Origin of the sequence: Marinobacter sp. JSM 1782161, assembly GCF_011421605.1 — a bacterium.
In the GTDB taxonomy this organism is placed as follows: Bacteria; Pseudomonadota; Gammaproteobacteria; order Pseudomonadales; family Oleiphilaceae; genus Marinobacter_A; species Marinobacter_A bohaiensis.
Window position 1 is genome coordinate 2,170,710 of sequence record NZ_WSSA01000002.1, and the last position, 13,520, is coordinate 2,184,229.

Sequence of the window (13,520 nt, forward strand, 5' to 3'; positions counted from 1 at the left end):
GAGACACGTACATGCCACTACTCAAGTTCGACCTCATCGAAGGGCGCAGTGAAGAAGAAGTGCGCCAACTCCTGGACGCTGCCCACGAATCGATGGTCCAGGCATTCGAGGTGCCTTCGAGTGATCGCTATCAGTCCGTTACTCAGCACCGCCCCGGCGAACTCATTCTCGAAGACACTGGGCTGGGCTATAGGAGAACAAACGCTGTCGTGTTGCTAAGCGTCGTTTCCCGACCTCGCCCTCAACCCCAGAAGATCAGGTTCTATAAGCTGTTGGCCCAAAAACTGGAAGCAAGCTGTGGCGTTTCTCCTGATGACCTCATTGTCTCCGTTGTCGAGAACACCGACGCCGACTGGTCTTTCGGGCAAGGGCGTGCGCAGTTCCTGACTGGAGAACTCCAGGCGTGAATACAAATGTTGCGCAATAGCGTTGTTCGCCTCAAGCAGGTTGAACGCCCGCTCACGATTCTGGCACAAGCTTTGGGGGGCTGTTTTGGCTCTGTGCGGGGGTTGAAGTCTACAAACTCTACGTCGCCAGATCGTCGAAAGAACCCGACTATTTATTCTTCACGATGGGCGGTGGTGTATTCGCAGCGCTACTTTATCTATGTATTGCCTACTTTTGCGCTCTTAAGACCTTCCAGAAGACTTCACCGTCTGAGCGAGTGCCGAAACGGTTCGTCCACATACAGGAAATCGGAGCGATCGTGGTCGCAACTTTCTTTATTTACGCCACCGCAGCTACTGTGTTCGACAATTTAACCCATTAAGGCGAAGAGCAAGGCCGCGAGGAAATATTATTGAAAACCAACTGCGTACTGATTGATATCGAAAACGTCCAGCCAAACAATCTTGAGCTACTTAAGGGCCACGGGGTTAAGGTCATCGTTTTTGTTGGCTCGAATCAGGTAAAGATCTCATTCGATTTAGCGTGCGCCATGCAATCTTGATCTACGCGGCCTCGATCCCTGCCGGTATCGCGCAGTGACGAGACGCCGCCACAGTCTTCCTCACCCGGGCTGCGTCACAACCCCACCCTCCACTCGCCACCGGCAGTACGATGTCGATGGTTTCCATCGCTCCAAGACCCAAACGGCCCCAAAGCGCGGCAAGCCGCAAAAGGACGTCGCACTTAAAGAGTCCATGATCAGATCTAATGGGTAACTGAAGTTAATTCATTTTTACTCATCGATAGCCCGGCATAAGATAGCCACTGTTCTCAATAGCCGACATCACGAAGGCTACTGAGCGGGAAACGCGGAACACCGCAAGACAGGAAAAGAGTTCAGGTTATATCTCAGGAATCAGGATACCGGGTCGCCATGAGTCACGAGTTCACGTTCGCCATCAAGCGTATTGGTTTCGATGAGCACTATCGCCCATCGGACAGCACGCGCATCACCACCAATTTTGCCAACCTCGCCCGGGGAGACAGGCGCCAGGAGAACCTGCGCGACACGTTGACGATGATCGACAACCGGTTTAATGCCCTCGCGCACTGGGACAACCCAAACGGTGACCGTTATTCCGTGCGGCATGAAATCGTGTCCGTCGACCTGGACATTGAAGGCAATGGCGATACCTTCCCGACGATCGAGATACTGCAAACGACGGTGTTTGATCGCACAACCAACCAGCACATTGAAGGCATTGTCGGGAATAACTTTTCATCCTATGTGCGGGATTACGATTTCAGCATCGCACTGCGGAACCACAACAAGGATCAGCCAGAATTCAGCGTTCCGGATGATTTTGGCGATTTACATGGCAAGCTTTTCAAGCACTTCGTGAACTCCAGTGCTTACACCGAAAATTTCTCCAAGCCGCCCGTCATATGCATCAGCGTGTCGGAGAACAAGACCTATTTGCGCACGGACAACCAGCACCCAGTCCTGGGCTTTGAGTACCGGCCGAACGAATCGTCGCTGACCGAGCGCTACTTCCGGAAAATGGGGCTGAATGTCCGCTATTTCATGCCGCCGAACAGCGTGGCGCCTTTGGCCTTTTTCTTCTTTGGCGATCTGCTTAACAATTACACGAATCTGGAGCTGATCAGCACGATCAGCACCATGGAGACGTTCCAGAGAATCTATCGGCCCGAGATTTACAACGCCAATTCCGAGGCGGGCAAATGCTTTAAGCCGAGCCTGAATCACTCCGACTATTCGTGGACACGGATCAACTATGATCGAGAGGAGCGCAGTCAGCTCGCGGTCAAGCAGGGCCAGTTCACTGAAGAATACCTTATCGAACCCTACCGGGATGTCCTTGAGCGGTGGGCGGCCCATGACGCTCTTTAACGAACCACATCAGGCGACCGTATTGACTATGAAAACATTACTACCGACTTCGACGGCGGGCAGCTTACCCAAACCCGCCTGGCTGGCAGAGCCCGAGAAACTCTGGTCCCCCTGGAAGCTGCAAGGTGAGGCTTTGACGGAGGGCAAACAGGATGCCTTGCGTGTGTCCCTGCTCGAACAGCAGTTGGCAGGCATCGATATTGTCAGCGATGGCGAGCAAACGCGGCAGCACTTTGTCACCACGTTTATCGAGCACCTCGACGGCGTTGATTTCGAGAAGCGCGAAACCGTTAAGATCCGTGATCGCTATGACGCGAGCGTGCCGACGGTCGTTGGCGCGGTCAGCCGCCAGAAGCCGGTTTTCGTGGACGATGCCCGTTTCTTGCGCCAGCAAACCCGGCAGCCCATCAAATGGGCCCTGCCAGGCCCGATGACGATGATCGATACGCTGTACGATGCCCATTACAAAAGCCGTGAAAAACTGGCCTGGGAATTCGCCGGGATCCTCAACCAGGAAGCCAAAGAGCTGGAAGCGGCCGGCGTGGACATCATTCAGTTTGACGAACCCGCGTTCAATGTCTTCTTCGACGAGGTCAACGACTGGGGCGTGGCCACGCTGGAAAGAGCCATTGAAGGCCTCAAGTGCGAAACCGCCGTCCATATTTGCTACGGCTATGGCATCAAGGCCAATACGGATTGGAAAAAGACGCTGGGTGCGGAGTGGCGGCAATATGAAGAGACCTTCCCCAAGCTGCAGGCTTCCGCCATCGATATCGTCTCACTGGAATGCCACAACTCGCATGTGCCGATGGATCTGATCGAGCTCATTCGCGGCAAGAAAGTGATGGTGGGGGCGATCGATGTCGCCACCCATGCCATTGAGACTCCGGAGGACGTCGCCGATACGCTGCGACGAGCGCTCCAGTTTGTCGATGCCGACAAGCTCTATCCCTGCACCAACTGCGGTATGGCGCCCTTGCCCCGCCAGGTCGCGAGAGGCAAGTTGAGCGCCTTGGGTGCGGGTGCCGACATCGTCCGGAAAGAGCTTACCCAGCCGGGCTGAACACGGCTGACGCCAGCCAACGGCCAGGACCGCTGGGCTTTTCAGGCCCGCAAAACACTCGGAACCTGATAAGACGTCCGAGCGGTACACGATTGTCTGGAGTCACCGACTCTCTGGAATCACTGATTTTCTGGAACCACCGTTTTTCTGGAACCAATATGTCACCTCCTCATTCGGCTATTGATCCACTGCGCTTCCGCGAGGCGCTCGGGCACTTCGCGTCCGGCGTCACGGTGATCACCTCACTCGTTGATAACGAGCCGATTGGCTTCACGTGCCAGTCGTTCTACAGCGTGTCGACCAACCCGCCGCTGGTGTCGTTCAGCGTGATGTCGAGTTCGTACAGCTACCCCAAAATTCGCCGGGCGGGTCGATTCGCCGTCAATATCCTGTCCGATGAACAGGCCCGGCTTTCCAGTCAGTTCGCCCGGCAAGGCGCGGACAAGTGGCTCGGCGTCGAATGGCAGGCATCGCCGCTGCGCAATCCGATCATCGGTGGCAGCCTGCACTGGCTCGACTGCGAGATTCACGCCGAACACGCCGTCGGCGATCACCTGATCGTGATTGGTGAAGTGAAAGCGTTGAATCGGCAGGAAACGGCCGCTACGCAGCCCTTGCTGTATTTCAAAGGGCAGTATCGCGACCTCGCCGCTCATGGCGCCGGTTGATGACTTTCGATCACCCCGATCACCGCGGCCCCCAGTTCTTTCAGGGCGGCATTGCGGGTCCTGAAGTCGGCGTCGGCATCCGAGATGTAGAGGGTGACGATGCGCGGGGCGCCGTCGTCCGGGGTGATCAGCGCCACGATGTTGCGGGTGGTGTCGCCGCTGCCGGACTTGTCGGCGATGTGCCAGCTCGCGGGTGCGTCGTCGCGAAGCAGCGCACCGGTCACGCCGCCGTGACTCATCCATGCCACCAGTTGGTCGCGGGAGTCGGCGGTCAAGGCCTCCCCCAGCAACAGCTTGCTCAGGGTGCCGGACATGGCAACGGGCCGGGTCGTATCCTGGGGGTCGCCTGGTGCACCGGTGTTCAACGCCGGCTCGTAGCGGTCTGAGCGGGATACCGAATCACCGATGCGGCGCAGGAACCGGGTGACCGACGCCGGGCCGCCCAGGTGTTCGAGCAGCAGGTTGGCGGCGGTGTTGTCGCTCATGTCCAGCGCGGCGTAGCACAGCTCGCCGAGGGTCATGTCCTGCCCCACCTGCTCCTTGGTGACCGGCGCGTAAGACAGGATGTCGTCCTGGCGAACCGGCAGCGGGTCCGCAAGTGCCATCGCCCCCTCATCCACCCGCGCCAGTACGGCTCCGCAAATCAGCACTTTGATCGTGCTGTTCATCAGGAAACGCTCGTCCGCGCGGTGTGCCCAGGAAAAGTCCGAGCCCGTGTCCACAAGCGAGAGGCCGACCCGGGCGTCGAGTTGGTTTTCAACCTTCTCGACGGTATCGGAAAGGCGTTCCAGAGAGGTCTTTGCTACAGCGGCGGTCGTCATGCACAGCCCGAGGGCGAGCCCCAACGCGGTACGAGTCAGAATGGAAGTGCGGGAATGCATCGATGAGTCCTTATTGATGCGGATACAGGTTGTCCAGGTGTACGGCTTCCGTCAGCCGTGGAACGCGCTACCTGGCGTGTTTTCTGGCCCGATGCGCGGCGGCCTTCATCCGGTTGCCGCAGGTGGCCATGCTGCACCAGCGACGACGGTGCGATTTGGTTTGATCGTGGAACAGCAGGACGCAGTCGGAGGCTTCGCACTCCTTCACAAGCTGCAGGTCTTCCTCCGTCAGTAACTCGACCAGAGCCCGCGCCACAGGTTGCAACAGGCTTTCGCTCTGCTGGTCGCGCGGGTACTCCTTTCTCTCAAACACGGCGTCCGTTGGTTCCCATTCGATCCTCTCGATGGGGCGCCCCCGTTCCAGCACCCGGTTGACCGTGCCGGGATCCGCCACTTGACCGTCTTTGGCGGAAGCAATCAACGCCTTCATGTTGTCACGCAATGCCCGGGCGAGATTCACCAGCCCCTCAGGCGGGCTTTCCAGTTCGTCGGCTAACGCATGGGCCTGCCGCAGCCAGTCGACGACACTGCCGTCGTCATCCAGACAATCACGCCGCTCGGCCCCTACGCCGAACTGCGTGTTGATGAAATCGAGAGCGAGGTTGCTTGCGACAAACGGCGGCGTAATTCCTGATGACATACCCAATAACCTTTAATTTGATATTTGACAGGTTACCCTGAAACCTCATAACCTGCAAAAACACTCATTAACGGTTACCGAGGGAAGCACTCATGACACACGACGACCTGACGACGTCCACCCATTCCGCCGAAGCCCTGCCAACCGGGCGCAAACAGGCTGACGATGCCCACTCACGGGCAACAGCGCAGACCCACTACCGCTACGCGAGCGTAGGCGATGTCAACGTGTTCTACCGGGAAGCCGGAGACCCGGCAGCACCGACGGTTCTGCTGTTGCACGGGTTCGCGGCCTCGTCGTACATGTGGCGCGATGTGATCGAAGCCCTCGCCGACAGTTATCACGTGGTTGCCCCGGATTTGCCGGCCTTTGGCTACACGGAGGCGCCGGAACGCGGCCTGTACGAATACACCTTCGCCGGTCTTACAAAGACGATCGATCAGTTTACTGACCAGCTAAAGCTCGACCGTTACGCCATTGCGGTTCATGACTACGGCGCGCCGGTGGGATGGCGTTTGGCCCTGGCCCATCCGTCCAAGGTGACGGCGATCGTTTCGCAGAACGGCAATGCCTATGAAGAAGGCCTTTCAGAAGGGTGGGACCCCATCCGGGCGTACTGGAACAACCCGACGCCGGAGAACCGTGAAGCCCTCAGCGACTTTCCGACGCCGGCGTCCATCCAATGGCAGTACGTGGAAGGGGTCAGCGATACCAGCGCCGTGGCGCCGGACGCCTACACGCTGGAAGGCGCGCATATTTCGCGCCCCGGCATGGCAGACATTCAACTCGACTTACTGCTGGATTACGCAACCAATGTGGCGAAGTACCCGGAATTTCAGGCCTACTTCCGGGAGCACCAACCGCCCTTGCTCGCGGTCTGGGGGGAACACGACCCGTTCTTCCTGCCACCCGGTGCTGAGGCGTGGAAGCGGGATATACCGGAGGCCGACATTCGCTTTTACGACACCGGGCATTTCGCCCTGGAAACCCATGGTGATGTGATCATCCCGGCAATCCGGGGATTCCTGGATAAACACTTGAAAGCCTGGCAGCCTAAACCATGACAGCATTGCAGTAACCCTGTGAGAGATCCCGGGGATCAGGTTACCTCTCGCCTGGTCCCGACTTATACGCCCAGCGACAGCCGGGAACATCGGAGGCAGGCCCTGAAGGATCGGATTGTTGTAACGGAAGGGGCCGGTGGCCCCGCGCGACAGTATGGGGCGACACTTCGCCCATGCTCAGCCCGTATCACAAAGCACACACCAACGCTTTGCCGGCAGAGAACCGGGAATATCAACTCTGGCGCTTTGTTCTTGAGAGACCTCGATGGCGAAGAACGGGAGCCCAACCCGGACGCTTCAGCGAAGAGCTTCACATTCCAGGCATCAGTGCGTAAAGCATGCGTAAGCCGGCCCCTCATCCGGCTGATCGCGATTCACCAAGAGCAGAAATGCAGGGAAGGACAAAATATCACCAAACTCCATGACCCGTTTACGAGGTACGCTGTAATACCAGTTGAAGCCTCGACTGCGCGCCGCTGGCGGAGCAATCCAAAAAATCCCATCGCCGAATTGCTGCTCATGGCCGGAGTAAATCTCTCGCAAATTTGCCGCCGACGGCAGATGCCAGCCATCGCTTTTAAACCGGTTCAGAAGACGATCACGCTGATGAGCACCGATAAGGCTCATGGCATTGTGCCCACAGGCTTCCGGGACCTCGTGCACAGAGTGAGCTTGAACAGGCGCATCGGGGGACGGTGTTGCACCAACAACGCCAGCCAACGCAAGCAACAGGAAGCCAATCCGACAATACCCCCAACGGCACAAGCGCCTGCGCATCACACCGCTCCACTTGCGTCCATGACTTCCAGCATCCGGATACCGGAACCATCGCTCGTCCTGACGCCCGGGCGCTCTTCAACCAGCCCCCCCGCATTTAGCCGAAAAACACGATCATAGGATGCCAAAGCGTCCGGATTATGCGTAATCACAATAACCAGCTTGCTCTTGCCCAGGTCAGCCAACTCTCTCTGGATCCTCCCGGCGGACGCATGGTCGATATGGGAAGTTGGCTCATCGAGGACGAGGATATCGGCACTCGCGACCAGGGCGCGGGCAATCCCGATTCGCTGCCGAATACCGCCCGAAAGATTCTGTCCCTTTTCCATAACGTAACTCTGCAGACCAGCCGGCTGGCCGGCCACAAACTCTTTAAGACCAGCAACCGCGATGGCGTTCCAAAGCTCTTCCTCAGAATAGCTCTGTGCACACGCCACAATATTCTGAAGGATCGTGCCGGCAAACAATGAAGTGTGCTGATCAAGAACGCCAAACAGGCTCCGGGACTGCCGATTACTCGCTGTATTGAGCTCAACACCTCCAACGCGAACCATCCCTTTATAATCTGGCCTCAGACCCAGCAGGATCTCTGTCAGCGTCGTTTTCCCAGAACCGTTTTCGCCGACAATCGCGATACTCTCCCGTTCAGACAGCCTGAGGTTCAACTGTCGCAGCACCGGAAAAGCATCATTCGGGTACTGATAACTCAGATCTCGAATGTCGATTAGGCCTGCATACTGAGTCGCATGCTTGGATAACGCGGGCCGGGTTGGGGGCGACTCATGAAGGAAGTCAGAAATGAACTTGGCAGCGACACTGACATCCTCGAACTGTCGTGCAATATCTCCGCTGCCGATCAAAGGGCCAGTAACCCTCCCCATCAGTAGCTGAACTGCAATGATCTCTCCGGCACTCATAGAACCGTTGGCCAGTTTTATGCAGCCTATCAGGATAGCCACCAATGCAATCAGCCGTCCTGCAGCCTGACTATTGATGAAAAGCCGGCGGGTTTTATAGGAAATTGATCCAAAAAGTGCGTTGTATTTATCAACGGCCAAGCTCCATTTCTTGTAGCCAAAAGGCTCTAGCCGAAGCTTTTTGATTGTTGAATAGCCGCTGATGCTTTCATTAAGGCAGTTCAGTTTCTCGCTATCACTGGAGTAAAAATTCAGAGATTCCGAATACAGCTCGGAGAAGCCACGCTTCAATAACACAAAAAAAACGAGGCAGAGGACTGAAACAACGGTGCCTATCAGATAGTCGTAAAAGAAGATGACAACAATCGCCAAAACAGCCACACCGAGCTCAAATATCGCCTGCGGAATCAGATTGATAATACCATCGCGCAACCTGGATATTTGATTGAACAAATACAACACCGAGGCATCACGGCCTTTTACGGATCCGTACCCCATCCGAAAGAGGTGAACAAATAAACGCCGCGACAACCGGTCATCAAAGAACCGGCTAAGCTCTATAATCTTCCGGCTTCTGACCGCCGAGGCGAGATACTCTCCCAAGACCAGCAGAGGAGCCAGAAAAAAAAGCCCAAAAACATCGGCTTTAAAGCCATCCGTGCGAATTATGTCGATAGCCTGCTGAATGGTGACAGGCACCGACAGGGCGCAGAAATAGACCACCAGACTGCAAATGGCTATCACCGACAACGCCTGCCGACGCAGGCCGACTATTTTCCGAAATGGCGTCCACTTTCTACTGAAACGAACCATCTTCCCTCTGAAGTCCATTCAGAGAATCCATGAACGTCAGGACGGCTCCGGTAACCTCATCCAGACAGGCCTTGTCAGTTTCGGTCACCGAACGCGAACGGATCGCCTTGAAGTGATGCGCCAGGTCACGAATCCTGACAAAACGCTCTGGTCGCCCCAGCGCAGCGGCTAACAACCGAGCGTCCTCGTCGAAAACCTGCTCATCCTGTTGCCCTACGATTACCAAAGCAGGTTTCTCCAGCCTCGAAAGTAAGGCTCCCGGATCAACAGCCATCAGTTGGCGAAACCATAGGCTCTCTGACTTGAGCGGCAACACATCAGCCGGCACCGTTGCCTCGCTCCAGTCTTTCGTGTGCTGGACGTGGTAAAAAAATGCGTCTTGCTTTTCCAGCTCTTCCCGGCGCTGCGTCTCTGACACCCCAAGAGCATCCAGCTTCCTTACTGCCTGGTCCCTCATCAGGGCATCGACCGGGCGACCGGGTGCGTTGATCAGAATCACGGACGCCACAATCCGACACCTCGCGGCCAGCTCAAGCGCCATGACGCCGCCCATGGAGTGACCAATGACGTGAACCGGTCCTGTGGAGGCCAGTCTCCCATCCATGCTCTCAAGCGCCCCTTCATAGAAGGCCAACTGCTCCCGGAAATCCGGTTCGACCTTATCCTGGACATAGCGAGATTCACCATTTCCCGGCAAGTCGATTCTCAGTACGGCGACGCCTGCGTCCGCCAAACGCTGATGCATCTCGTGGTAGCCAAGGTCCATGCTTCCACAAATGCCGTACCGGTCATAGGCACCGGTTCCCCCGATAAACAGGGAAACCGCTTTAACGGAATCCCAGCCACCTGTTGGTAACAAGACATCACCGGCAATATGAGCCGCGTGCGTATCGAACACTACGGGCTCGCAGGCATAGTGCGACTGATCCGGACTATCAGCACGTGCCTCCAAAACCTGTCTTTTGCCCCAGGCAGGCACTGAGAGCGCCGTCGACCATTGAAGTCGGGTCACAACATCCTGTTTCGAAATACCGACCAGGCAACCCGCGTCATCAAAGATCAACGTCTGTCCAAACGTGTCTTTGTATGAGGCATCGGCCTGCCTCTCAACACGGTAGGCCTGCTCCACCAAACGATCACAGTTGAACAACGTCATATCGCAGACACCGTCCTGAAAGCCTACTTTTGAGAGCGTCCATGCAAAAACTGGAACCACGCTGCCAACAGAAATCACCTCGGCGCAGAAATCACCACGGCGGCCTACACCTCCCGGCAGATTGACTCGAAACTGGCCGTTGCCAAAACGAAAATGAGTCGTGCCGGAAGAAGAGTAAAAATCGATGCCGGACACCTCTCCTTGCGAGTCTAATGTCGCTTCGCAGAAATGCCTCTCCGGTAACTCATCCGGTTTTTCCAATGAGTGGATGTCTACCCAGATTGAAGCTTCACAAGGGCATTCAATCGACTCGAAACGAAGCCAAGAGCGTATCGCGATCTGACCATTGACCCTTGTCTCCGTATATATCACCAGACCTGTTTCAGGAGGCATTCTTGTTCCTGCATATCAAAAGAGAAGCACTGAGCGGACCAGCCAGGATGCTCATAGATCGATCAATACATATAGAAAGGTTTCTTACCGACAAAATAGCCAACAACTCGCCACGCACTCGCGCTCGACGTGTCTTCGGTCTTTTCGAGAGTGACTTGTTCGGTGTAAAGAAGATCGTGATTCTGGAACGTCACATCGTACTTAACGATGGCATATTCTCGATCTCCCGGCAGGTTTGGCAAGCGCTTGAATCCTCCATCAACGCCCGCAAAGATGCGATTCTCGCTAACGCCAAGCTTGGTGCGCTCCTTCATGGCCTGCTTAAACGCGTCAAAATCATATCGGTCTCGCAAGGTCTGAGAAGCCCTGTTATATAGGTTCCAAACATCCGCTCCATCCCGGACGATACGATCAAGCGCCTCGGTAACTTTCTCCCCCCGCTCAGCCACTTGGTTACGGGTCTGCTGGTCCATCCAGTAGAGATACTGCTCCTGCTGCTTGACTAGGTTCTTATCTTCCGATGATTCAGCCCAAACCACGGGTGACATAGAAACTAATACAAGTAATGCACCGGCAACGTACGCTCTCATTTGCTCATCTCCTTCCTTGTTTACTTTAGATAATTCCCTTAGACGCAACTTGGAAGAGGCGCTCCTCCAATCGCTTTTTTTCCCACGCGGTAAGATGCATGGATTTATTTTTATCAACACGTTCAATACTGATACGAATCTTATCGCGTGCCGTTTCCAAAACCTCAGCGAATGCTTTATTCACGTAAGCCTCGAAATCTTTATATCCGGCTCGACTCGCGGCCTTGGTAACAGGCGTTAATTCAGAAAGGAGTGAATCTGTGGAAACCGGCGAGACGCGACAAGTCGAGTTCCCCAAGACTGAGACGTTGACGGCTACAATAGTATTAACCGCTGCGGCAACATCCGTGACGGTCGTGACAACACTCACTGTACCTTCTGCCAGCCTCTCTAGCCGATGAATGCTGGACTGCTGATCACTAAAATACTGCAAAGTGGGAGACATGCCCGCTGACTCCCGGGGATCAATAACCCCACTCTCGATTAAACGGTCCAGCTTCCCGGAATTCTGCTCAAGAGATTTCTCCAAGCGTTTTTGAAACGTATTCTCCGTCCGGTCAAGCTTTGAATCCAATATCAAGACATCAATAAAGTCATCGAAGCGACCTTCATCCAGCAAATCTCGGTGCCTGAACGTCAACTGAAGCATCCGCATATCAAAATCTGATAACTCGAGCTCCTCCGGACTCAGGCCATAACTCGCCAAGGCCTCCCGAGGATTGGAGATAAAGTAATCACGGAGCGCCTCGTTGTTATTCAGCTCACTCCATATTGAGCTTGTCTTTACGATTTTGTCCCAATGCTCTGGCGGTATATCAAGCCGGGAAAGACTGTATTTGATAGCGTTCTTTTTCGACTCGCTCAATTCCAGATGAGTTTCAGCGACAGGTTTTACGCTGTTCGGTGAGCCATACAGCAGGTTGGCATTGGCAACGCCCGGCATGGCTGCGGACGCGATTAACCCTCTCTTGATCAGATCCCTGCGTTTCATTTCACTCTCCTTGTGCGTATCTACGCACCGACACCCCACTAACCGGTAGCAATTATCTTCTGAATGACATTGAAAGCAGCATTGGGGTTTCGGGCATCTTCAGCAAGCCGCTCATTTTCACGCTCAAATTGATGCAGCATCAGGCAGGCTTCACACTTATGGTTGATTCGATCAAGCTGAGCATTAGAGAGCCGATCTTCACCATATTTTGATTCGAGCATCTCATAAGGCCCTAAAGCACGGATCGCCAACTTACGGTAATCATCAAGCTGCGCCCTGTAGAGCGACATGAAATCCGTTTCTTCGGCACTTCCCAATATCATTTCCGGCATATATTCGAAAGTCAGACCACAACAGGAGGACACCAAATTCTTGGGCGTAACAACAAAGTTATTGAGAAGCTGATCGCATCCCCCTTTAATCGCTTCGCGGTTCTCAACCAAACCTCGATCAGAGTGCCCTTCTTTGAAATACATCCACGTATTCACCTGATATGAAAAGTTTGGATAGGAGATCAGCTGTTCGAACACATCATGCTCAAGAGCCCGCCTCACGCACTGAGACGTCGCGGTGTCTTTTTCGATCGTCAGGACTACCCTGACCCCTCGAGTCACCAATGACAGCGACGCGTTCATGACCGCATCGAGTGAGACCCACTCCTGATGTTCCACTCCCGTGCTGACATTGATCTCCAGACACCCCGCACCATGTACCCGCTCGGCTATCCGCTCGGCCTTTTCCGGATTCTTTCCCCAAAACCCATTCGTTACGCAGCGAGTCGAAAGCCCTAACTCATTGCAGTAGGACAAAGCGTCAAAAAGATCGTCGTATAACAGGAAACACTCACCACCACTGAAAACAACATGCCGGAGGCTTTGAAAAGCCTCTTGTGCTTTAAAGATGACGCCAAAGATCTGTTCGCGGGAGAGGCGCTCGGTCAAAGATGGATTAGAGCAAAAACAGCATTCTCGACAGGCCGCGTTGCATTTATAGGTTGGGAGTATCGTTAAGGTCTCAGGGCCAATACGTTCGGACAGGAGCTCAACAACGGGGCTTACCATAATCCACTCCAGACCAGTATGATCATGCCCGACACTTCAACAGCGCATAATCAGCTGGCGACATGATTATATTGGCAACGGATGAGCAATCAGGTGAGAACGGAAGGACACCATATCCACATTCCCTTGTTCGTTCCTGCAACATCCGTGCACAGGTTATCAAATGGCTAGCGTTTTAAATAAACCCTGACAGCGTAGAAGTTAAAC

Annotated in this window: 13 protein-coding genes; 5 read left to right on the forward strand and 8 right to left on the reverse strand. The window is 54.9% G+C overall.

What is annotated here, in order from left to right:
• The first annotated feature begins 11 nt into the window (after window positions 1-11).
• From GQB00_RS09695 to GQB00_RS09710, 4 genes are all read left to right on the forward strand, one after another.
• Window positions 12-407, forward strand: a complete 396-nt coding sequence (locus GQB00_RS09695) for a tautomerase family protein (RefSeq protein ID WP_111494232.1) — start codon at window positions 12-14, stop codon at window positions 405-407.
• Between the two features lie 914 nt (window positions 408-1,321).
• Complete coding sequence (locus GQB00_RS09700; protein WP_165856062.1) at window positions 1,322-2,299, forward strand: DUF1852 domain-containing protein; 978 nt, start codon at window positions 1,322-1,324, stop codon at window positions 2,297-2,299.
• Window positions 2,300-2,327: 28 nt separating this feature from the next.
• Entirely contained in the window at window positions 2,328-3,362 is a 1,035-nt protein-coding gene (locus tag GQB00_RS09705; RefSeq protein ID WP_165856587.1) for a methionine synthase, read from the forward strand.
• Between the two features lie 158 nt (window positions 3,363-3,520).
• Window positions 3,521-4,030: a flavin reductase family protein gene (locus GQB00_RS09710; RefSeq protein ID WP_165856588.1), complete on the forward strand. Its 510-nt coding sequence runs from the start codon at window positions 3,521-3,523 to the stop codon at window positions 4,028-4,030.
• Here GQB00_RS09710 and bla read toward each other — a convergent pair.
• Window positions 4,015-4,911, reverse strand: coding sequence for a class A beta-lactamase (gene bla / locus GQB00_RS09715; protein WP_165856063.1), 897 nt, complete (start codon window positions 4,909-4,911; stop codon window positions 4,015-4,017). The genes GQB00_RS09710 and bla overlap by 16 nt on opposite strands.
• Before the next feature lie 67 nt (window positions 4,912-4,978).
• The gene (locus GQB00_RS09720; RefSeq protein ID WP_165856064.1) at window positions 4,979-5,551 is read right to left on the reverse strand and encodes a CGNR zinc finger domain-containing protein; all 573 of its coding nucleotides are present in this window, start codon (window positions 5,549-5,551) and stop codon (window positions 4,979-4,981) included.
• 92 nt (window positions 5,552-5,643) lie between these two features.
• Here GQB00_RS09720 and GQB00_RS09725 point away from each other — a divergent pair, with 92 nt between their 5' ends.
• Complete coding sequence (locus GQB00_RS09725) at window positions 5,644-6,615, forward strand: alpha/beta fold hydrolase (protein ID WP_165856065.1); 972 nt, start codon at window positions 5,644-5,646, stop codon at window positions 6,613-6,615.
• Window positions 6,616-6,939: 324 nt separating this feature from the next.
• On the opposite strand, the gene GQB00_RS09730 is transcribed toward GQB00_RS09725, so the two are convergent.
• The 6 genes from GQB00_RS09730 to GQB00_RS09755 form a co-directional block, all read right to left on the reverse strand.
• A complete protein-coding gene (locus tag GQB00_RS09730; RefSeq protein ID WP_165856066.1) occupies window positions 6,940-7,242 on the reverse strand; it encodes a hypothetical protein in 303 nt (100 codons plus the stop codon).
• A 149-nt stretch (window positions 7,243-7,391) separates the two neighbouring features.
• Window positions 7,392-9,122, reverse strand: a complete 1,731-nt coding sequence (locus tag GQB00_RS09735) for a peptidase domain-containing ABC transporter (protein ID WP_165856067.1) — start codon at window positions 9,120-9,122, stop codon at window positions 7,392-7,394.
• A complete protein-coding gene (locus tag GQB00_RS09740; protein ID WP_165856068.1) occupies window positions 9,106-10,671 on the reverse strand; it encodes an alpha/beta hydrolase in 1,566 nt (521 codons plus the stop codon). The genes GQB00_RS09735 and GQB00_RS09740 overlap by 17 nt, the downstream gene beginning before the upstream one ends.
• 62 nt (window positions 10,672-10,733) lie before the next feature.
• Window positions 10,734-11,261 (reverse strand): DUF4019 domain-containing protein, encoded by a 528-nt coding sequence (locus tag GQB00_RS09745; protein ID WP_165856069.1) that lies wholly within the window; start codon window positions 11,259-11,261, stop codon window positions 10,734-10,736.
• Between the two features lie 25 nt (window positions 11,262-11,286).
• Window positions 11,287-12,252: a hypothetical protein gene (locus GQB00_RS09750; protein WP_165856070.1), complete on the reverse strand. Its 966-nt coding sequence runs from the start codon at window positions 12,250-12,252 to the stop codon at window positions 11,287-11,289.
• 38 nt (window positions 12,253-12,290) lie between these two features.
• Window positions 12,291-13,313, reverse strand: coding sequence for a radical SAM protein (locus tag GQB00_RS09755; protein WP_165856071.1), 1,023 nt, complete (start codon window positions 13,311-13,313; stop codon window positions 12,291-12,293).
• Between the last annotated feature and the right edge of the window lie 207 nt (window positions 13,314-13,520).

What these genes read in the sequence shown, in the direction of transcription:
- GQB00_RS09730 (WP_165856066.1), bottom strand. Translation starts at nt 7,242, where the DNA reads ATGAGCCTTATCGGTGCTCATCAGCGTGATCGTCTTCTGAACCGGTTT.
- bla (WP_165856063.1), bottom strand. Translation starts at nt 4,911, where the DNA reads ATGCATTCCCGCACTTCCATTCTGACTCGTACCGCGTTGGGGCTCGCC.
- GQB00_RS09695 (WP_111494232.1), top strand. Translation starts at nt 12, where the DNA reads ATGCCACTACTCAAGTTCGACCTCATCGAAGGGCGCAGTGAAGAAGAA.
- GQB00_RS09745 (WP_165856069.1), bottom strand. Translation starts at nt 11,261, where the DNA reads ATGAGAGCGTACGTTGCCGGTGCATTACTTGTATTAGTTTCTATGTCA.
- GQB00_RS09735 (WP_165856067.1), bottom strand. Translation starts at nt 9,122, where the DNA reads ATGGTTCGTTTCAGTAGAAAGTGGACGCCATTTCGGAAAATAGTCGGC.
- GQB00_RS09720 (WP_165856064.1), bottom strand. Translation starts at nt 5,551, where the DNA reads ATGTCATCAGGAATTACGCCGCCGTTTGTCGCAAGCAACCTCGCTCTC.
- GQB00_RS09705 (WP_165856587.1), top strand. Translation starts at nt 2,328, where the DNA reads ATGAAAACATTACTACCGACTTCGACGGCGGGCAGCTTACCCAAACCC.
- GQB00_RS09725 (WP_165856065.1), top strand. Translation starts at nt 5,644, where the DNA reads ATGACACACGACGACCTGACGACGTCCACCCATTCCGCCGAAGCCCTG.
- GQB00_RS09750 (WP_165856070.1), bottom strand. Translation starts at nt 12,252, where the DNA reads ATGAAACGCAGGGATCTGATCAAGAGAGGGTTAATCGCGTCCGCAGCC.
- GQB00_RS09755 (WP_165856071.1), bottom strand. Translation starts at nt 13,313, where the DNA reads ATGGTAAGCCCCGTTGTTGAGCTCCTGTCCGAACGTATTGGCCCTGAG.
- GQB00_RS09700 (WP_165856062.1), top strand. Translation starts at nt 1,322, where the DNA reads ATGAGTCACGAGTTCACGTTCGCCATCAAGCGTATTGGTTTCGATGAG.
- GQB00_RS09710 (WP_165856588.1), top strand. Translation starts at nt 3,521, where the DNA reads ATGTCACCTCCTCATTCGGCTATTGATCCACTGCGCTTCCGCGAGGCG.
- GQB00_RS09740 (WP_165856068.1), bottom strand. Translation starts at nt 10,671, where the DNA reads ATGCCTCCTGAAACAGGTCTGGTGATATATACGGAGACAAGGGTCAAT.